The following is a 19753-nucleotide window of genomic DNA, read 5'->3' on the forward strand; positions in this document are numbered from 1 at the left end:
GCTAAGCTTCACAAAGATTAATGCAGTACTTACCCTTAAAACTTTGACTTTTGGCTTTTGACTTTTGGCTTTTGAATTTTGAATTTTGAATTTTGAATTTTGAATTTTGAATTTTGAATTTTCCCTAGCCATCCCCACAAAAAAAAGAGGCTATCCTTTAACAGATAACCTCTTTTCTAATACTAGTAAAAAAACAAACCCTATCCTACAAAAATACGTTGATACCAAGGCTTTTTCGTCACTGTAGCCCCATAACCATACCCATAACCGTATCCTTTAGTAGAATCAGTGTCGTTCAACAACAAACACATATTAGGCAGCTTATGCTCCTTATAAAGTGTGTTAGGAATAGCCAACATACGCTTCTCTAAATAATTCGCGCGTGCGACATACACAAAAGTATCCGCATGCTTAGCTATTAACAACGTGTCTGTAACCAAACTAACGGGAGCCGTATCCACAATAATGTAATCGTAATGACTCTTAAGTGCTTTAAAAAGATCATCTACCTTCTTACTCATCAATAACTCTGCTGGATTAGGAGGAACAACCCCAGCAGGTAAAATCCAAAAATCCTCAAAACTAGGATGTTTTACGACAAAATCTTCCCAATTAGCGTCCTTACTCGACAAATAATTCGTCACACCTCGCTCAGGCACAGCCATATAATCACTCAAACGCGGACTACGGATATCCATACCAATCAACAACACCTTCTTCCCAGACAGCGCAAAGGTAGAGGCTAAATTCACAGAAACAAACGTCTTCCCTTCGGTCGGAAAAGTAGAGGTCAAAAACAACGTTTTAGCAGTACCTTCAGGCACTTTCGTAAACATAAACTCCAAATTGGTTCGGATAATACGCAACGCTTCTGCCGAACTTGAACGACTATCCGCATGCATCAACTCCCCGGGAGAATCCGAAGTAGGCACATCACCAATAAACGGTATAGTTGACAATTTATCCAAATCCAAACGACTAGTAATTTTGGTATCCAACAACTCTTTCAAGTAAATCACACCAAAAGGCACCAATAATCCCAATAAAAAGGCCGCCAGATAAATCACATTACCTTTAGGGGAAACCGCGATGGGGTTAGCTCTAGCTTTGTCAACCACTCTGGCATTAGCCTCTGTGGCCGATAAAGCAATGGCCGTTTCTTCGCGTTTTTGCAACAAATACAAATACAACTCTTCCTTTACCTTTTGTTGACGCGCAATCACCCGAAATTGTCGCTCTTGCGTAGGGATTTTATCAATCTTCACATTCATAGCACCTTGCTGCACATCCAAATCTCGCTTTTGAATTTCCAGACTTGCTTGCAAACGTCGCAGGCTAGCCGCTACATTCTGCTTCATGGCCTGAATTTGCTCATCCAAACGAATCACCGTGGGGTTTTCCTCGGTTGCCGATTTCAACAAGCGATTGCGATCTAATAACAATTTATTGTATTCCCCGATCACTTTAGACTCTTCTCCGGTACTCGAAAGCAAATTACCCGGTAACAAATCATGTTGCTTATTATTTTTCAAAGCCCCCAACATCGAGGACAAAACATCCAATTGAATGGCGGTCTCTACGCCCTTTTTATCATACTCTGAAGACCCTTTTACAAAAAGCTCCGCTTGAGTTTCGATATCTGTCAACTTATTGTCTTGTTTGAACGTCTGTACATCTTTCTCCACACCATCCAATTCCTGAGATATCAACAACAAACGATTGGCGATAAATTTGGAAGTGTTTTCAGAGATAAAATTTTTATCAGTAATCGCATTAGCATTGTAATTTTGTACCAACTGATTTAAAAAAACTTCCGCTTTTTCAGGAACCGCGTGTACCATCGAAAGCGACACCACACTACTAGTTTTACTCAAAGGCGCTACAGCCAAACTCCCCATTAAAGCATCCACTACTTGATCCACAGGGCGCAATACCAACAAAAAGTTCTCAGCTTCTGGCGCTTTGCGAACAGCATCCGACTCCAAGCGAAGCACACCAACTTTGGTAAGAATGGGCTGTCCGAAAGTAAACTCCCCTCCTTTACCAACTAATATACCTGTGGCAGAAGCTTCTTCCCCTTCTACGGGTGACAATCTAAAGCGATTACCGCTAATAAGTTGTATTTGAAGCGTAGTCGAACTAGTTGCGAAAAGGGAGTTAGTCCCACTAAAACGAGCGTGCAACCCCTTGGCACCATAAACCTCAGTAGTCTTTACATTCCCTTGTACAAAAAGCTGTACTTGAAATTGCAATTGTTCTACCGTGCTTTCAAGCAAACTACGGGATTTCAAAATCTCGATTTCATTATCTACATTGCTTTTGCCCTTGCCAAATCCCAAGTCGGAAAATGCGGACAACTCTGACATTAACCCTCCTTTAGAATCATCTTTCACTAAGACTGTAGTTGTGACTTTATATTGTGGAACAGTGTACCGAAGATACACAAAGGCTAAGGTTAGAAACAAAACAATAGCAAGTACAAACCAACGCCATTGATACAGATATTTGCGGATTTCAATCATAATTTCAAAATCCTTGGCAATATGCTTGGCGTATTCATTTTCTGGAATATTCATCTATTTGGAAGTTGTAATGATTAAGGTAACTAGCGTAATTAAAAGGGACGTAACAGAAATGATCACATTGGTATTCGGACCAATTCTAGCGCCATTTATTTTAGTCTTATTCGGCTCTACATAAATCACATCATTTTGAGCCAAATAATAAAAGGGAGACTGAATAAAGTCAGGTTTAGTAATATCAACGCGATTAAATGATTTAGCACCATTCACCTCACGAATCACTAAAATATTATCGCGACGCCCGTAAATGGTCAAGTCTTTAGCCATACTCAAAGCTTCAATCAACGTAACCCGATCGGTAGTTATTGGAAAAGTCCCTGGATTATTCACCTCGCCCTGCAAAGAAACCTTAAAATTCATCACCCGTAACGAAACCATAGGTTTTTTTACATAAGCGCGAATTCGGTGTTCTAAGTCTTGCAGTAGCTCCGTACGCGTCTTACCCGCTACAGCTAGTTTTCCCAATACCGGAAAATCTATAGTCCCCTTATCATCAACCAAATACAATTGATTCACTTGTTGCCCACCCATATCAGGACGTGCAGCATTAGCAACCATTAAAGTTGTCAAATTAAAAGGCATCACGTTTTCAGGATCATCGCCTGAAACAACGATCATTAACAAATCATCGGGTTGAATTTTGATTTCATAAGAAGTCCCTGAGGACGCTTTGGCGGCATCAATGCCTTGATAATAGACAATCTCCTTTGCGTTCTGACAAGAGGCAATAGCCAAAAGCAGCAAAACAAAGAGACATTTCAGTAGTTTTTTCATGGTAGCGTATTTGAGTGCGCAAATATACAGTTTACTTACAAAACTTAAAACAATTTTCTTAAAAGCTTGTTAAAACACAAGCCGCTAAACACCAGTTAATTACAAAATATCACAAAAAAAACAAATACTACAAAAAAAACCACTCCCTTACCTCAAAAACAGAAATTTCCTCTTACAGTCCTCTCCAGTGCCTTCTTGCCGCCACCTCTCAAAATCCAAAACTCCTCAAAAACAATGCGACACCCGAGCAATAGCGAATACACAAAGTAATCCGCGACCATTACGTCAAACCCACATTTTGCTTCTCAGCATTAGTTTTAAACTTGGATTTTGCTTTTGGCTATTGGAATTTGAATTTTTGAATTTTGAATTTTTGAATTTTGAATTTTTGAATTTTTGAATTTTTGAATTTTTGAATTTGAATTTTGGAATTTGAATTTTGAATTTTGAATTTTGAATTTTGGAATTTGAATTTTGGATTTTGGATTTTGGATTTTGGGTGTTGCCTCTTGCCTTCTGCCTCTTGCCTCTTACCTCTTACCTCTTGCCTTTTCATCACTATTTTGCATCTTCCCAGCAAAACTATGTGAACAGTAAAACGGCTATGCCTTCTTTACCACACTATGCTTCTATGATACTTCTATGTGGTTAAAAAATAAGTCACATCTTTAACACAACACTTTGCGCCCCTTGCGGTTAAAACACCCACCATCTTTTCAAAATAATTTGAGCATTCGTGGCTATCCACCCCACTTTTGCGACATAGTGTCTTCGCGGTAAAACTCCCCACAATCTTTTCAACAAAAATTTGCGCATTTGCGGTCATAACTCTGTCTCACATACCACCTTCGCGCCCTTTGCGTAAACTTTCGCGCCCCTTGCGGTTAAACATTCTTTTCAAAATAATTCGAGCATTCGTGGCGCTCCCCCACAAAACAAAAAACCCTTCCCAAGTCCAAAACTCAGAAAGGGTGTTCTAATTTGAAACAACCGAAAACAATTACCCGAAAACCTGCTGCACCACACTAGCAATTCTAACTCGATCATCATCCGTCAAATTAGAGCCAGAAGGCAAGCACAAACCATTGTCAAACAATGTTTCAGCTACAGTACCGCCATAATAAGGATAATTTTCAAAAATAGGTTGCAAATGCATCGGTTTCCACAAAGGACGCGATTCAATATTGTCTGCTTCAAAGGCCAAACGTAACGTCTCTCTTGTTATCCCTTTAGTAAGTGATGGATCAATTGTAATCGCACTCAACCAATAATTCGGATAATAATCTGATGTAGGAGCTGTAAAAACAGTGACCCCTGAAATTTCTTTAAAAAGGCTCACATAGAATGCCTGCATTTGTCTTCTTAACTCAACATGTGCATCTAAGACTTCCATTTGTCCCCTTCCGATACCGGCACTGATATTACTCATACGGTAATTGTAACCGATATGAGAATGCTGATAGTGTGGAGCATCGTCTCGCGATTGCGTAGCATAAAAAACCGCCTTATCCTTTTGCGCTTTGGTTTTAGTGACTATAGCACCACCACCTGAAGTAGTAATAATTTTATTGCCATTAAACGACAACACCCCAATATCTCCGAAAGTACCACATTTTTGTCCTTTATAGCTACTACCCAAAGCTTCCGCACTGTCTTCCAAAATAGGAATACTGTAGCGATCCGCTACCGCTCGAATAGCATCTATCTGATAAGGCACACCATACAAATGCACCGCAATAATGGCTTTTGGCGTTTTCCCTTGGGCGATACAGGCTTGTATTCCAGCCTCCAAAGCCACCGGACACAAATTCCAAGTTGCTGACTCACTATCAATAAAAACGGGTGTAGCTCCTTGATACAAGATAGGATTCGCCGAAGCGGAAAACGTCATGGACTGACACAACACGAAATCTCCTACTTGTACCCCTAACAATAGCAAGCCCAAGTGGATCGCTGCCGTACCCGAAGACAAAGCCCCTACATTAGCGGATTCTCCCAAATACTGCTCCAAATCGTGCTCTAAACCATTCACGTTAGGCCCTAGTGGGGCTACCCAATTGGCATCAAAGGCTTCTTTAACAAATTCTTGCTCTTTGCCTCCCATGTGGGGTGAAGAGAGCCATATTTTTGAATTATTCATAATTTATGTTATATTTCACACCTTTCTTTTATTAATTCTAAAGATTGGCTATTTTAATTTTTTTTAAAATCTAAGGCTTTTTTTAAACAACAAGCCTAGATTATTTCTATTACAGCAAAAAAAACTCGAAATTATCTCTATGTACAATTTCAAATGCTGAATCCGGATAATTGGCTATGAACTGCTTTGGAAATTTAACATTCGTATTAGGGTTCCATTTGAATTCAAAAGCCGTGATTTGACCATCTGAATCCTCTATGTAGTCTAATTCTTTCTGTTCTTTTGTTCTCCAAAACCAATAATTAACCCACTTCCCACTGTAATTCAAATGTTTCATTCGCTCAGAAATTAAGAAATTCTCCCACAATGCACCGATATCCGTTCTGTTTTCAATCTGATTAAAATTTGAAATCAGTGCATTACGAATACCATTGTCATAAAAGTAGATTTTTTTACTGTTTTTTAACTCATTACGAATGTTCCTACTGAAGGAACTTAATTTAAAAACAACAAAAGTCTGCTCAAGTAAAGTTATATATTTCTCTACCGTTTTCGAATCTAACCCACACAGTGTCCCGATTTCATTATAAGAGACTTGAGAACCAACTTGTAAAGCTAGAGCCTGCAAAAGCTTAATTAACTTTTCAGGCTTTTTTATTTGTTCCAGCATCAAGACATCTTTATACAAATAACTATCCGAAAGTTGTCTCAAAATATCTTTTTCATTTCCTTGATTATTCACCACATCAGGATAATAACCATACAACAAACGATGAGGCAACATTCGTTTTTCTTCAAGAAGACCATGATGGGTAACCATTTCTGAGAAAGAGAGCGGGTACATCTTGTACTCCCATTTTCTGCCTGTTAGGGGTTCATTAACTTTATTGGCTAACTCAAATGAGGAGCTACCCGTTGCAACCAACTGCACCTCTGGTAAAGAGTCAGTGATCAATTTCAATCGCAGCCCAATGGCTTCAATACGCTGAGCTTCGTCTATAACAATTACTTTTTTATTCCCTATAATTGCTTTAAATCTATCGGCCGATAGGTTCAAAAAAAGTTTTTGAACATCTAATTCATCACCATTTAACCAAAGGAGATTGTGGTTGTCTTGAAAAATTTTTTTCAATAGTGTCGTTTTCCCTACCTGCCTTGGTCCCATTATAAGTAGTGCTTTTTTCTGAAAAAGCCGCGACAAAATACGCTGTTCTAAACTACGGATTACCATAAATAGTTATTTTATGGCTCAAAACTAAACTTTTTTGGATTTGATTCCAAAAAAAACGCAACTTTTTTGGATTACAATCCAATAAAGTTGTATTTTATTTTGTTACATTCCATAAATTGGGGCTAAAAAAATTTGGTGCATTCCCACCATATGCGGGAAAGACAACCCTATTTTGGTATTATTCAATTTTTTTAAAAAATTTAAATTCCTAAATCTCAGTCCCTATAAGTAAGCGCAAAATGTAACAGTACATTTTCTAACCTCAAAAGCTTCTTAGTAAGTCCTTTATCTTTTCTATTATCTATTAATCTATTATCTATTAATCTATTATCTATTTTAAAAATTACTAATAAGTTAAAAGCAATAGACCATCGGGTGCTAGTTGATAATCGATTACGGTCTTAATTCCCTCTAGCATAGTGTATTTCGGTTTCCATTGAAAATCCTGACAGAAAGCACTACAATCCATACCTGCCAATAGCGTGTCTTTACTCTGATGTACTTCAATAGCAGCACGAGGAACATCCGTATGCACTGCCACCGTATCAACTATTAATGCAGCCAAATCAAGTAACGGCATAGGAGTGGACGATCCTAAGTTATAAACTTTTTTCCACTTCGTAGCAGCATGCGTTAAAAGTGTAGTGATAGCAGTGACAGCATCCCTTAGATCCAATCGATCTATAAGTTGCGTGCCCCCATTTATTTGTAGGGGTTCTGACACCAAAGCCTTGGCCACTAATTTTGACACCAAATCAACGGCTACCATGCCCTTGGCGCCTCCCACTAAACTACCCAAGCGTACCGACGTAAAATTAATATGATTATGTTGCGCTACCGTACTTTCAAGCAGTAATTCTGTAGCATATTTTGCTATGCCGTAGGGGGTAGCAGGCGCAATAGTTGCAGTTTCCTTCCAAGGGAGTACATCAGACTGACCATAGACACTTTGAGAAGAAATATTGACAATCGTAGGCACTTGGTTGGCCACTGCCCGACTGAACAAGTCTGCTGTAAAAGCCAAGCTATCGGACAATTCTTCTTGTGATCGGTAGGGTCTTGCAAATCCAGCGTGCAAAAGCACATCCACTTTCCCAAGAACAAGTTGCCCATTTTCCAAATCCTGAACATCATAACATAGTACTTCGCTAGGCAATAAGGCAAGGGCTGTTTCCTTAGCTCTTACTAACGCCAAAATTTCAAAAGAATCTTTACTTTCTAGAAGAGCATCAATCAAATTTCTCCCTAAATAACCAGTGGCACCAGTGAGTAAAAGCGTTTGCTTACTTTTCAATGCTTTGCCATGGAGTAGTCTAGATCGTTCTTTTATTTCTTCATTTCGATCGAAAGAAACCGCCTTATCCGCCACTTGTCGAATTCCAAAACGATTCTTGGTCAGATCCAAACGATTCAATTCAGGTCGAATACCCAACCACTCTTGGATACAAACCGCCACCTCGTTGAAGCCCATACAAGCTCTTAAACCAGTAATACCGGTGAATCGAGCATTCATCTCAAAAATTTTAAAGCCATTATCAGTCAATCTCCCTTGCAAATTGAGAGGCCCCTTCCAGCCTAATTCCTTCAAAAAGGGATAGAGTTGACTTATTTCCTCAAGAATGGCCTCATTTTCATAAGGAAAAATTTCAATGGGAACGCCATTTTTAAGTTTATTATACGACATCATTTGACCTATAACCTCCCCTTGCAGGTCAGCAACTATTTGAACTGAAATTTCTGAAACCTGTGGGTTTATTTTTTGGTCTAACTGCTGCCTGTAAAAATCGTAGTCCAGATCTTTTTTATGAGGAATTGCAAGTTCCTGAAGAATCATGCCGTCATTTATGGCTTGAAGATCCTCTGCATTCGAAATAATATGAATACCCGCAGAAGCAGATCCTGATCGTGGCTTGGCAATAACCGGAAAATGAACCTCCCCTTTATCTAAGGCAATGGCAAAAGAGCTTTTGTCATAGGAAGCCACAAAAATAGGGACAATCGGATGCAGCAATCGACTCATTGCCTCCTTATCCCTACAAATTGCCACCAAACGTTCCCCGGCCACCAACACTTTGACGCCTGCTTTTGTAAAAGCGGCTTTATGCCGTGCAAACAACTGCACTTCTTCATCTATACACGGAACGATTAGATCAATTTTATGAGCTACACAAGTAGCAATTACAAACGAAACATAGTCCTTATCAGAAACAGCAGGGGTTAAAAGAAAAACATCACAATCATACAACCCAAAAGCCATAGGACTTACATCAAATCCAAATGTCTTTATGGGCAATTTTGACAACCTGATGGAGTTAATAACAGACTGCCCTATGCCGCTACCCGCGCAGGAGAGGGCTACATTATAATTTTTTATTGTATTCAATGATTTCTATTAATTCATTTAGTGAAGATATTACTAATTGTGGTAAATACGCTGAAGGTAAATCAAAATGTTGCTCATGAATATTCTGCCCTTTATCTTTCAAACAGACGGAAGTCCAACCTAATTTGTTTGGAGTAATAAAATCTTTTTTAGGATTGTCTCCTATGTAAAAAAATTCATCAGCACCCAATTCATGAAACACTTTGAAATTATTTATCGAAGGTTTCTCTGTCCCAAACTCTTCTGATATGATTATTTTAGTAAAATAGTTTTCAATGTTTAATGCTTGCAACTTATTCCGTTGAGTAATAGTCCTACCATCAGTAATTAACCCAACATAATAGTAGTTTTCAATACAATAATTTAGGATTTCATAGGCACCATCATTTAAAGCAAGGGTAGGTTTATGATTTCTATAAATTGATAACAAATCATCTTTTACTAATTCCGGATGTAAATTTAATAATTCATTAAAGACGTTTTGTCCATCAAGAAACCAACCAATCATTTTTTCAAACAAAAGATTCGAAGATAAAGGCGCTATAAAATTAGATATTTCTATAAATGCCGATTTAAGAAATTCGACTTCATAAACTAAAGTATCATCTAAATCAAAAACAATACATTTTTTTTTATTCATAATTTCGAATCAATACTTCATCATCATATCGCAGCATCAACAAATTAGCTTCCCAATCTTCAAAAAATGGAATTTCTTTATTAAAAAGATATTCTTGAATTAGCCATTTAGGAAAATTAGCTCCCGCCAAATAGCTCAAAGGATAACCTCCACCAAAACGAGGGTTAATTTCAATACCAACAATTCTTTTTGTAAGAGAGTTGAAAAAAAACTGCATAGTCAAACAACCCACTGCTCCATGTATACTATTAAGCCTCTCTTTAACAAAAGAAATAATTTCATTTTTATGAGTAACCGCTTTATTTACTTCTCCACTTCTTACAAAAATTCTTTTGCGTGGTACCACACATTTTAAAAACCCTTCTTTATCGTAGTAGGTATCTACTGTATATTCATCATGCTGTGAAGGATCAATGTATTCCATAAACATCAATTTTGAGTTCGTTAAATGATAAGCAGTTAACTCCGACTTTTCTCTAATTACAAAAATATCTTTACTTAAACTCCCATCATATGGTTTAATAAATAATGGAAATGTTGAAGCATGTTTGTCGATTATTTTAGGAATATCAATCCCATTATCTATAAAAAATTGATTACTTATTCGTTTATCCCTACACTTTTGAATGAACTCAAAATTTGAAACAATAGGTATAATACCGTTTTGTATGAATAAATCTTTATTTTGAGACAAGGTTAATAATTCAGTATCTATAGTCGGTATAATTAATTTTATTTTTCTATTGATGCAAATCTCGAGCAATTTACTGATATAATCCTGACTTGTCACCTTAACTATTGCGTCAAATCCATCAGAAATATGACATGCTGGGGCAAGGATAGGATTAAAATCAACTGTATAGACTTTGGCATCTTTATCAATCTTCTTTATCTCATTTTGAAATGCTCTAACTAATGAAACCCTTTGACCAGCTGAAGTTATTAATATATTCATTTTTCTTAATTTCCTTTAAATTCCTCCATTGTAGCGGAAGTGTTAGAATTGATTCCTTCTTTTATAATTACTTTTTTTATCGTCAAAAATAGAATTTTTAGATCCAAAAGTATTGACAAATGGGCCACATACCAAACATCATACTCAAATTTTTGTTCCCAACTAATCGCATTGCGTCCATTTACTTGTGCCCACCCCGTAATTCCAGGACTAACGTTATGTCGTTTTTTCTGTTCCGCAGTATACAAAGGCAGATATTCTGGCAATAAAGGGCGGGGGCCAATCAAACTCATATCCCCTTTTAACACATTGAACAATTGTGGTAATTCGTCCAAAGACGTTTTGCGTACAAATGCTCCAATAGGAGTTAAACGATCGGCATCCGAAAGTAAATTTCCTTCAGCATCCTTTTTGTCGTTCATGGTTTTGAATTTGACAATACGAAATAACTTCTCGTGCCGACCAGGACGTGTTTGAAAGAAAAAGGGTTGGCCTTGGTTGACTACAAAAAGTCCGACGGTTATCAAAAACAGTAGCGGACAAAAAAGGACAATCCCAACCAAAGCAGCAGCAAAATCGCATACTCTTTTTAAAAAAATTTTATACATACTTAAAACATTGTTTTTATTCTATTAATTACATAAGGACGTTTCCCGGAAGGCAATTTTTCAATATCCGACTGAAAACGGATTGTGATTATCGCTTCAGCACCCAGCCATTCTTTAAAAGGTTTTAAAAAAGACGACGCTACAAACTTCTCCTTTTCAAATGCATAATTGGGCACTAAAACTATGGTAAAACAGGTTTCAGATTCTTGTAGCAACTGATATTGTGCAAAAAAAGGAAACGCCTCCATGATCGTATCAAAATAAAGAGGATACAATTGCTTCCCATCCACTGATTGCAGCAGTTGAACACTTCTGCCCGAAAAAGCTTTCAATTGCGTGGCCCAAGTAGGTGCTTCCTCAAAAACAGCGGCCAAAACAGCCAAATCACCTGTTTCATAACGAAGTAAGGGCATCGCCTCTGAATGTAAATCGGTCACTAGTACCCTTCCAACTTCTCCTATGGCAACAGGCGCATCACTTTCCATTTGAACCACTTCAAAGATATAATGGGCTGTATTCAAATAAAAAACACCCTCTTTCTCATATTGATACCCCAAAACCCCCAACTCTTCCGTAGAATAACGATTATGAACGGGGACACCAAAAGCGTTTTCAAGTACTGCTCTGTGTCTGTTGGTCAAATTCTCAGAACAACTTATGATTCCTGCAACAGCAAAATCAGAAGCATGGCGCTGCTGTTGCAAACAGTAGGTGGCGAGGTAGGCAATGGCAGAAGGAAATCCAATAATCACTTTTATTTTCCTTTTGGATAATTGATGCATGGCTTGAGCGGCAAAACGATCGTCTAAAATTTTGGAAGCAAAAAAATATTCGTTTTGGATAAAAAATCTAAGCCTACTTTTGGGCGGATTAGAACGAAAATAAGCATGAGCGGTACCTACTTGATAGCCACACTGGGCTCCATAATACAACACCTCAGCCCATTGCCTCCTTTTCTTAGCCTTTGAAAGATAAAAAGAAGCGGGCATCCCATAGGACCCACTGGTATGAACCTGAACTGTTTTAGCCTCAGGATACAATTTTGACCGCAACGCATTACTGTGTTGAAGCAACGTGGCTTTGGTCATGATGGGAAATAAATCCAATGCACTTGCCTCGTTAAAGTCTCTATAAAAAACAGTGTCCTTGCAGGCCATCGTTAGCAATACAGCCAATTTTTGTCGTAAATGGACTTCTTTATCTTGCTCTTGCTCCCAGTTTTCTAGAGCAGTAATCATCTGTTGAACACTAGGTTTTTTGAAATGATCCAGAAAAAAAAAGGTTTTGTTCCTCAACCAAGCACCAAAAGAAAGTCGTCTAGAATCTAAAGTATTCATAGGCATTGTTATAAAGTTACCGCTATATCTAGCTGTCAACTCCATTAAATTTTTAAACACATTAGCCATATAAGTTGTTGGCTATATAAATTGTCGTATTTAATTCCGATTTCGACTTACAATATTTCGTTCGTAATTTACCTATCACTATGCTCGCTAAAACGCAGTTTCACAGAACTTTCTTTGCGGCTTTGAGAGAAATTAATATAAGGTATGAGACTATTTTATACTAATTACTTAAGCTAAAGAAAACCAGCCTTATAAGTCCTATCTAACTCTTTTATATATCCATAAAATCTGCGAATCTGTGGCCAAAAAAAGGTAGCCAAGCTGCTGTCAAAGTCCGACCTCTTTCTTTAAATTAGGGGTAAAGTCCAAATAAGAAAAATTTTGCATGTACCATCATCTTCTAGGGTGAACATCGCTGAAAAAAAGAGCGTTATTGCTGCTCTTCTCTGTTTATTTGCTATTAATCGATGAGGCTATGTCGCTATGTAGGTACTTCCATGGACTTAGACCTTACTTAGTAGCAGTAGGTAGCTAAACAACTTAGATGGCTTACATGTTTGCCCATTGTATTTTACCTACTGCAATCATTTGCAACCTCATTACAAAGCACTTTCGCCGGATTTCCGACAACCTTGGCACCATCAGGAACATTTTCCAACACCACAGCACCAGCGCCAATAACACACCACTTCCCTATTTGTACACCAGGAAGTACCGAAGCGCCCATGCCTACAAAAGTCCCTTCTCCTATATGAACATGCCCTGCTAAAGCAACATTCGGTGCAATATGTACAAAATCTTCCAAACAAGCATCATGCCCTACCGAACTATTGGTATTAACAATAACGTGTCTTCCTATACTAGCATTAGCATTAATTACCGCTCCACCTATAACAACAGTGCCTTCACCAATCGTACTCCGTGTACTAATTTGCGTAAAAGGATGAAAAAGACAAATATACTGTGCATCAAAAGCACTACTGATAGCTTTTCTGACAAGATTATCGCCTATCGCTATAACAACGCGATTGCTGTTTTCAGGAAAAGTAGGAGTAACAGGATACACCCAAAGGCTTGTGAGGGCCTCGTTGGCATCCACAAACGAATAAATACGCTCCCCCAAAAGCTCTGCCACCTCAGCAACTACTTTACCATGTCCTCCGGCTCCAATTATATACATAAAGTAACTACCAAATGTTTTATACTTTGCTCAGCGCATCTAATTGATGAATAATGTCATAGTATGCCTTTTCAACAGAAAGATTTTTACAACAAAAATCATATCCGTTTTTTCCGAATTCTACACATAAATCTTTATCGTTATAAAACTTTAAAAATTGATCAAAAAGCATATCTGGAGAATCAGCATATGCGTATTTTCCCATATTATTTTGAACAAGCAGTTCCCCTAAATCATTATTCCTATCAATTGATGCTAAAACTGGTATTCCTGCATTTAAATAATCATTTAATTTCATAGGCGTATTAGGAACAGTAAAATCTTGATGCAGGCTAATTAAACCTAAACTACAAGAAGAGATTAATTTAAAATAATGTTTTCTTGACAAAGTTGTAATAAATTTCAAATTAGATACACCTATTTCATTTGAAACTTCTCTTAGCTTTTCAACTTCTGTACCATTGCCAATTATAAGAAATAATACATCATTAAAATTTGAAGTCTTTTTCGCTAAGTTTAATACATTTTCAAGTTGTTGTGGCCTACCCATATTACCACCAAATACAACTAGGAATTTCCCCTTTATATCTTCATTTTTTAAACTTGAAGTATTATTTTCTAGTGGGATCAACTTAGAACAATTGTATAGCAACTTTATTTTATTTTTATCCAATTGAGGATAAAATTCATTGAAATAATTGATATTACCTTTTGACGTACAACCTATAACATCACAAGTATCTAAAAGTTTCAATTCATGTTTTCTAAAAAAATTATAAAGCAATGAATTCTTCCGCATAAAACCCAAATCAACAGCATTTTGTGGAAAAATATCTTTCTGCATAAGATAAACTTTTGATTGATTGCATTTTTTTACATAGACTATAAAATCTGCAAACATTACAGATGGTGTTGCAACAATAACCAAATCAACAGATTTCTTCTTCCAAAATAAATTATATGCTTTTTTATATTGGTACGAAAGCAGTAAATTAGCAAAACCTTTTTCAAACACATTTTTGCTAAAAACATCTAACGTTTTAACTCTAAGGACCTCAATATCATTTTCACTGGAAATATAAGATTTAGACGAATCTGAAGTTATAGGAGCCATAGGCAACACATTGTGCCCGTTTTTTTGGAATTCATTTACCATGTCGCTATACATTGCAGATTGTGATAAATGCGGCAAAGTAAAAAAAACAAATAAAATGTTCATTTTAATATTGGTATAAATTAGCAAACTTTTGCATCCAGCTGTATTGATCTACAAGCATTTCTTTATAACTAGGCACTTGATAATTAAATCGTTCTGATTTTTTTAATGACTTGTCAACCACTTTCCCTTCATGAGCTTCTATTTTTATGTCCTTTTTATTCCATATTTCTTTGAATAAATGCAATAAATCAAATTTATTAATAGGAACACCGTTTGTTAAATGAACTAATCCATTCACAGGATGTAAAATTGCATACTCAATTGCTTTAGCTAATTCTAAAGTTGTAACTCCACTCCAAACTGCAGTTGTATAACCGTTAATCTCGCCTTCTTGGTGCATAAACCAGTTAAATAAACCTATTCCCTTTGTATTTAATTCAGGACCAATTATTGAGGTCCTTATAGTTAAATCTTTAGAATTATCAATTTCCCCTAAGGCTTTTGATTGGGCATAAAAACCCTCTCCATTTTTTATTGCAGTTTCACTATAATTGCCTTGCTTTCCATTGAAAACACAATCTGTGCTGACATGTACTATTTTTGCTTCTGAATCTTTGGTGATTTCTTCTAAAAAATGTGGAAAATAACTATTAAACCATATCGCTTTCGACGGATTGCTTTCAGCATCTTGATTTAATATTCCAATACAATTAATTATGTAATCGAATTGATGGTCATTTACTATTTTATTCAATCCAACTGTATCTGAAACATCAAGATTAAATATGTTTTCAGTTGACTCTATATTTCTTGCAATACCATAAACTTGGTATTTTTGTGTGTCTTTTAGATATCGAAAAACTAGATGCCCTGCCATTCCATTTATACCAATAACCAATAACTTCTTTTTCATTATTTGTCCCAAATTACTTTATTTATAATTGATGTATAGCTTTGAATAACTTTAATAACACGCTCCGATGTATTGGTAACTTCATATTCAAAAGGTAATTTAACCGAAGAATCAAAAAGACCTTTAGAAATTTCAATTGAATTAATCATTTGCTCTTCAGAAATACCTCCTAAAACAATTGTTCCTGCATCTATAGCTTCTGGTCTTTCGGTACTTGTACGTATACTTACAGCAGGAAATCCCATCATTGCAGATTCCTCACTAATTGTGCCACTATCTGAAAGGACTATAAATGATTTACTTTGCAATTTAACATAGTCAAAAAAGCCTAGTGGAGCCACATTTGTTATTAGCGGATGAAACTTTATTTTATTATTCTCAATTCTATTCTTAGTTCTTGGATGTGTTGAAAAAATTAGTGGCATTTGATATTTTTCTGCAACAGCATTAAGTGAAGCGACTAATACTTCAAAATTATTTCCAAGGTCAATGTTTTCTTCACGGTGAGCGCTAACAACAATATAAGCATTCTCTTTTAAGTTAAGTCTATCTACAACGTCGCTTTCCGATATTTTAGATTGGTATTTCTGCAAAACTTCTTTTAATGGAGAACCTGTAACAAAAACATGATCCTTTCTATATCCTTCACTTAACAAATATCTTCTACTATGCTCAGTGTAGGAAAGATTAATATCTGAAATATGATCAGAAATTTTTCTATTAATTTCCTCTGGTACATTCTGATCAAAACACCTGTTACCTGCTTCCATATGAAAAATTGGAATCTTTAGACGCTTAGCAGCAATCGTACTAAGTACACTATTTGTATCACCTAACACTAGTAAAGCATCCGGTTTTTCTATCGAAAGTATCTCGTAAGATTTTGAAATAACATTTCCAATTGTTTCCCCCAAGTGCTGACCAGCCACATTTAGAAAGTAATTGGGTTTACGTAATTCTAAATCATCAAAAAAAATCTCATTTAATTCATAATCATAATTTTGTCCCGTATGAATTAAAACATGATCAAAAAAATGATCGCATTTCTTGATACATTCTGCCAATCTTATGATCTCTGGTCTTGTTCCTAATATAGTGGCTACTTTTAATTTTTTTTGCATATCTTAAATAATATAATTAAATTTTATTTCGTAAAATAATCTAAATCAAATCTGTATTCATCGTCAATTTCTCCCAATAAATAATCTGACATCAACAACAATTTTGAAAAGGGTTCTAAACCTTGAATGCTCGATACGTAACCCGAAGGCACATGCAATACATCCATATTTTGTGAGTTTAGAATAAAATGATGTTGTTCTAAATTTAGCGAAGGCCTAACCCAATCATCAATAGAAATTAGTACAATTTTAAAAGAACCACTAACGGCTAAAAACCAACGCTGCTCTATTTTATGCCCTTGCCAACCTCGAACAAATGCTGTATCTCGATTTTGAATCGTATAGATTCTTTTCACTCCTAAAGTGTTAAAATCATTATTGAATTGTAACACACCTCTAGCATCGGTATGGCTGCTGCCTTTAATTATATTTGGACGCATTGACATCATATTGCATTAAAAACCTGTTTGCAAATAAAATATTAAGATATACATTAAAATCTGTTGTCTGATTATTGAACAGTGAAAACTGATTACTAAATTATCCTGGCATTTGAGCTAAATCTTCTCCAAAAATTTCTTTTTTAATGAGCGGCAATTGCACTAACAATTTTTTCATTCCTTCTACACCCAACTGTTCTGTATTGTGCGAATGATAATCTTCAATAACCGAAACCTCTTTTACTCCTTCAGAAAAATACTGAGCGTAATTTAAGTCTCGATTGTCTGCAGGAATTCTATAGAATTCGCCCATATCCTCGGCCTTAATCATTTCTTCACGCGTACATAGAGTTTCGTACAACTTTTCACCATGTCTGGTGCCAATTACTTTAATTTCGTTCGTAGCATTACTTAGTTCTTTTAAAGCTTGTGCTAAATCTGCAATGGTACCTGCAGGTGCTTTATTGACGAACAAATCGCCTTGATTTCCATGTTCAAATGCAAACAATACCAATTCCACTGCTTCATCCAATGACATTAAGAAACGAGTCATATTCGGATCTGTAATAGTCACGGCTTGTCCTGTTTTAATTTGATTTAAAAACAAGGGAATCACTGATCCCCTTGAGGCCATTACATTGCCATAGCGTGTTAGGCAAACAGTAGTATCGTTATTAGGAATTGTTCTTGAAGCTGCTACTGCCACTTTTTCCATCATCGCTTTGGATATCCCCATTGCGTTTATTGGATAAGCTGCTTTATCAGTGCTCAAACAAATAATTTTAGAAACCTTATTTGCAACGGCTGCATCAATAGCATTTTGTGTCCCCATGACATTAGTTTTGACCGCTTCCATTGGGAAAAACTCGCATGATGGCACTTGTTTTAGTGCGGCTGCATGAAAAACATAATCAACTCCACGCATGGCACGTTCAATACTGGCATAATCACGAACGTCACCAATGTAAAATTTGAGCTTATCACTTTTTAATTGGTTGCGCATGTCATCCTGCTTTTTCTCATCACGAGAAAAAATTCGTATTTCATTAAAATGATCTGTTAGTAAAAAACGATTCAGAACGGCGTTACCAAACGATCCTGTGCCACCTGTTATAAGGAGTGTTTTATTTTGTATTTTCATTACTATATTTTTTTGCAACTAGTGATAAATATTCAAAAGTCTTATCTGAACATTCTTTCCAAGTGTAATTAATTGATTTATTAAAGGACTCCCATGCATATTTTTCTCTTTTTTCTTTTGAAATTAACATCTCTTTTATTGAAAGGTAAATTTCTTCAGTTTTAAGTGGATCAAAATAAAAACCTGCATCACCTAAAACCTCAGGCATAGGGCCATAATTGGAGGATGCAATTGGTAAACCTGCTGTCATAGCTTCTATCAAGATTATTGGCATATTTTCACAAGAGGAAGCGAACACAAAAGAATCGGCATCTTTGTATATTTCGTCTAACTCTTCATAAGGTATTAAGCCTCGATAATTAATACAATTATAAATGTCATTAGACAATATCTGCTTCAATTTCTTTAAAGATTCTTCAGTATATGTACCAACCAAATCTAAAGTTATAGGAAAACCTTCCTCTCTAATCTTTAATACGGCTGCTACTACATTCCACTGATGCTTGTATACAGTTACTATTGATACATATAATAATTTAAAAGGATTATCAAAGGTGTAATCAGCAATATCCTGTTGCTTTTTAGGATCATTTAAAAATGATAAATTAATACCATGAGGTATAATAACTTTTGAATTATTTTTCAAATTTATTTCATTAGTGATGTATTCCTTAGCGTAATTCGTCAAGAAAATAATACCTTGAGATTTTTTGAAAGTTGTACTTTGAGAATATTTAAGTATCTTAAATTTAAATTGTGTTTTCCAACTCGGAAACCTATTTCTTTCCTCTTTTTCGAATGGCAACATGTTTTGACTCATAGAAACTACATTCAAGAATGACCCAAAAAAAGTTCCTCCTGGAACAAATAAAACATCACAATTATATTTTTGTTGTGCTGATTTTGATAAAAAAAATTTTTGATAAAAAAAAGACCATAAAAAACTCTTGTTCAAATATGGATGTGATACTTTATCGAGCCAAACTAAATTAGGTAAATGAATTAAGGTATCATTACTAGACCAAATTACAACTTTTGTAAAGTCGTAAATACTAGGATTTGCATTTACAAGTATCTCTTTTAAATGTGTTAATCCACCTCCAGCTCTTATATTAGTGGCATCTATACCTAAAATCATAA

At 36.0% G+C, this 19753-nt stretch carries 16 protein-coding genes; all 16 read right to left on the bottom strand.

Going from position 1 to position 19753, the window contains the following annotated elements; all coding sequences use genetic code 11:
* Nucleotides 1–200: 200 nt before the first annotated feature.
* The 16 genes from ACSVH7_RS14440 to ACSVH7_RS14515 all read right to left on the bottom strand — a co-directional run bounded on the left by ACSVH7_RS14440 (nt 201) and on the right by ACSVH7_RS14515 (nt 19751).
* Nucleotides 201–2576 carry a GumC family protein gene (locus tag ACSVH7_RS14440; protein ID WP_438067392.1) on the bottom strand — a complete coding sequence of 792 codons (2376 nt, stop codon included), beginning with the start codon at nt 2574–2576 and terminating at the stop codon, nt 201–203.
* On the bottom strand, nt 2577–3356 hold the full coding sequence (locus tag ACSVH7_RS14445) for a polysaccharide biosynthesis/export family protein (protein ID WP_438067393.1): 780 nt from the start codon (nt 3354–3356) through the stop codon (nt 2577–2579).
* Nucleotides 3357–4356: 1000 nt separating this feature from the next.
* Entirely contained in the window at nt 4357–5496 is a 1140-nt protein-coding gene (locus ACSVH7_RS14450; RefSeq protein WP_438067394.1) for a DegT/DnrJ/EryC1/StrS family aminotransferase, read from the bottom strand.
* A gap of 109 nt (nt 5497–5605) precedes the next feature.
* Nucleotides 5606–6727 (bottom strand): ATP-binding protein, encoded by a 1122-nt coding sequence (locus ACSVH7_RS14455; protein ID WP_438067395.1) that lies wholly within the window; start codon nt 6725–6727, stop codon nt 5606–5608.
* Between the two features lie 346 nt (nt 6728–7073).
* The gene (locus ACSVH7_RS14460; protein WP_438067396.1) at nt 7074–9110 is read right to left on the bottom strand and encodes an NAD-dependent epimerase/dehydratase family protein; all 2037 of its coding nucleotides are present in this window, start codon (nt 9108–9110) and stop codon (nt 7074–7076) included.
* Nucleotides 9088–9750 carry an HAD family hydrolase gene (locus tag ACSVH7_RS14465; RefSeq protein ID WP_438067397.1) on the bottom strand — a complete coding sequence of 221 codons (663 nt, stop codon included), beginning with the start codon at nt 9748–9750 and terminating at the stop codon, nt 9088–9090. Before ACSVH7_RS14465 ends, ACSVH7_RS14460 begins: the two co-directional genes overlap by 23 nt.
* On the bottom strand, nt 9743–10705 hold the full coding sequence (locus ACSVH7_RS14470; RefSeq protein WP_438067398.1) for an ATP-grasp domain-containing protein: 963 nt from the start codon (nt 10703–10705) through the stop codon (nt 9743–9745). Before ACSVH7_RS14470 ends, ACSVH7_RS14465 begins: the two co-directional genes overlap by 8 nt.
* A 5-nt stretch (nt 10706–10710) precedes the next feature.
* Nucleotides 10711–11313 carry a sugar transferase gene (locus tag ACSVH7_RS14475; protein ID WP_438067399.1) on the bottom strand — a complete coding sequence of 201 codons (603 nt, stop codon included), beginning with the start codon at nt 11311–11313 and terminating at the stop codon, nt 10711–10713.
* Nucleotides 11314–11315: 2 nt separating this feature from the next.
* Nucleotides 11316–12650, bottom strand: a complete 1335-nt coding sequence (locus ACSVH7_RS14480; RefSeq protein ID WP_438067400.1) for a hypothetical protein — start codon at nt 12648–12650, stop codon at nt 11316–11318.
* A gap of 580 nt (nt 12651–13230) precedes the next feature.
* Nucleotides 13231–13839: an acetyltransferase gene (locus ACSVH7_RS14485; RefSeq protein WP_438067401.1), complete on the bottom strand. Its 609-nt coding sequence runs from the start codon at nt 13837–13839 to the stop codon at nt 13231–13233.
* 19 nt (nt 13840–13858) lie between these two features.
* On the bottom strand, nt 13859–15058 hold the full coding sequence (locus tag ACSVH7_RS14490) for a glycosyltransferase family 4 protein (protein ID WP_438067402.1): 1200 nt from the start codon (nt 15056–15058) through the stop codon (nt 13859–13861).
* A gap of 1 nt (nt 15059) precedes the next feature.
* Nucleotides 15060–15911: a dTDP-4-dehydrorhamnose reductase family protein gene (locus ACSVH7_RS14495; protein ID WP_438067403.1), complete on the bottom strand. Its 852-nt coding sequence runs from the start codon at nt 15909–15911 to the stop codon at nt 15060–15062.
* Nucleotides 15911–17032, bottom strand: a complete 1122-nt coding sequence (gene wecB, locus ACSVH7_RS14500) for a non-hydrolyzing UDP-N-acetylglucosamine 2-epimerase (protein ID WP_438067404.1) — start codon at nt 17030–17032, stop codon at nt 15911–15913. The genes ACSVH7_RS14495 and wecB overlap by 1 nt, the downstream gene beginning before the upstream one ends.
* Nucleotides 17033–17055: 23 nt before the next feature.
* Nucleotides 17056–17472, bottom strand: a complete 417-nt coding sequence (locus tag ACSVH7_RS14505) for a WxcM-like domain-containing protein (protein ID WP_438067405.1) — start codon at nt 17470–17472, stop codon at nt 17056–17058.
* A 100-nt stretch (nt 17473–17572) separates the two neighbouring features.
* Entirely contained in the window at nt 17573–18613 is a 1041-nt protein-coding gene (locus ACSVH7_RS14510) for a polysaccharide biosynthesis protein (RefSeq protein WP_438067406.1), read from the bottom strand.
* Entirely contained in the window at nt 18597–19751 is a 1155-nt protein-coding gene (locus tag ACSVH7_RS14515) for a glycosyltransferase family 4 protein (RefSeq protein ID WP_438067407.1), read from the bottom strand. The genes ACSVH7_RS14510 and ACSVH7_RS14515 overlap by 17 nt, the downstream gene beginning before the upstream one ends.
* Nucleotides 19752–19753 lie beyond the last annotated feature (2 nt).

Source organism: Flavobacterium sp. TSSA_36, assembly GCF_051547165.1.
Taxonomy (GTDB): domain Bacteria; phylum Bacteroidota; class Bacteroidia; order Flavobacteriales; family Flavobacteriaceae; genus Flavobacterium.

Coding starts and splice junctions, on each gene's coding strand:
- ACSVH7_RS14440 (WP_438067392.1), bottom strand. CDS start 2,576: ATGAATATTCCAGAAAATGAATACGCCAAGCATATTGCCAAGGATTTT.
- ACSVH7_RS14445 (WP_438067393.1), bottom strand. CDS start 3,356: ATGAAAAAACTACTGAAATGTCTCTTTGTTTTGCTGCTTTTGGCTATT.
- ACSVH7_RS14450 (WP_438067394.1), bottom strand. CDS start 5,496: ATGAATAATTCAAAAATATGGCTCTCTTCACCCCACATGGGAGGCAAA.
- ACSVH7_RS14455 (WP_438067395.1), bottom strand. CDS start 6,727: ATGGTAATCCGTAGTTTAGAACAGCGTATTTTGTCGCGGCTTTTTCAG.
- ACSVH7_RS14465 (WP_438067397.1), bottom strand. CDS start 9,750: ATGAATAAAAAAAAATGTATTGTTTTTGATTTAGATGATACTTTAGTT.
- ACSVH7_RS14470 (WP_438067398.1), bottom strand. CDS start 10,705: ATGAATATATTAATAACTTCAGCTGGTCAAAGGGTTTCATTAGTTAGA.
- ACSVH7_RS14475 (WP_438067399.1), bottom strand. CDS start 11,313: ATGTATAAAATTTTTTTAAAAAGAGTATGCGATTTTGCTGCTGCTTTG.
- ACSVH7_RS14480 (WP_438067400.1), bottom strand. CDS start 12,650: ATGAATACTTTAGATTCTAGACGACTTTCTTTTGGTGCTTGGTTGAGG.
- ACSVH7_RS14485 (WP_438067401.1), bottom strand. CDS start 13,839: ATGTATATAATTGGAGCCGGAGGACATGGTAAAGTAGTTGCTGAGGTG.
- ACSVH7_RS14490 (WP_438067402.1), bottom strand. CDS start 15,058: ATGAACATTTTATTTGTTTTTTTTACTTTGCCGCATTTATCACAATCT.
- ACSVH7_RS14495 (WP_438067403.1), bottom strand. CDS start 15,911: ATGAAAAAGAAGTTATTGGTTATTGGTATAAATGGAATGGCAGGGCAT.
- wecB (WP_438067404.1), bottom strand. CDS start 17,032: ATGCAAAAAAAATTAAAAGTAGCCACTATATTAGGAACAAGACCAGAG.
- ACSVH7_RS14505 (WP_438067405.1), bottom strand. CDS start 17,472: ATGCGTCCAAATATAATTAAAGGCAGCAGCCATACCGATGCTAGAGGT.
- ACSVH7_RS14510 (WP_438067406.1), bottom strand. CDS start 18,613: ATGAAAATACAAAATAAAACACTCCTTATAACAGGTGGCACAGGATCG.
- ACSVH7_RS14515 (WP_438067407.1), bottom strand. CDS start 19,751: ATGATTTTAGGTATAGATGCCACTAATATAAGAGCTGGAGGTGGATTA.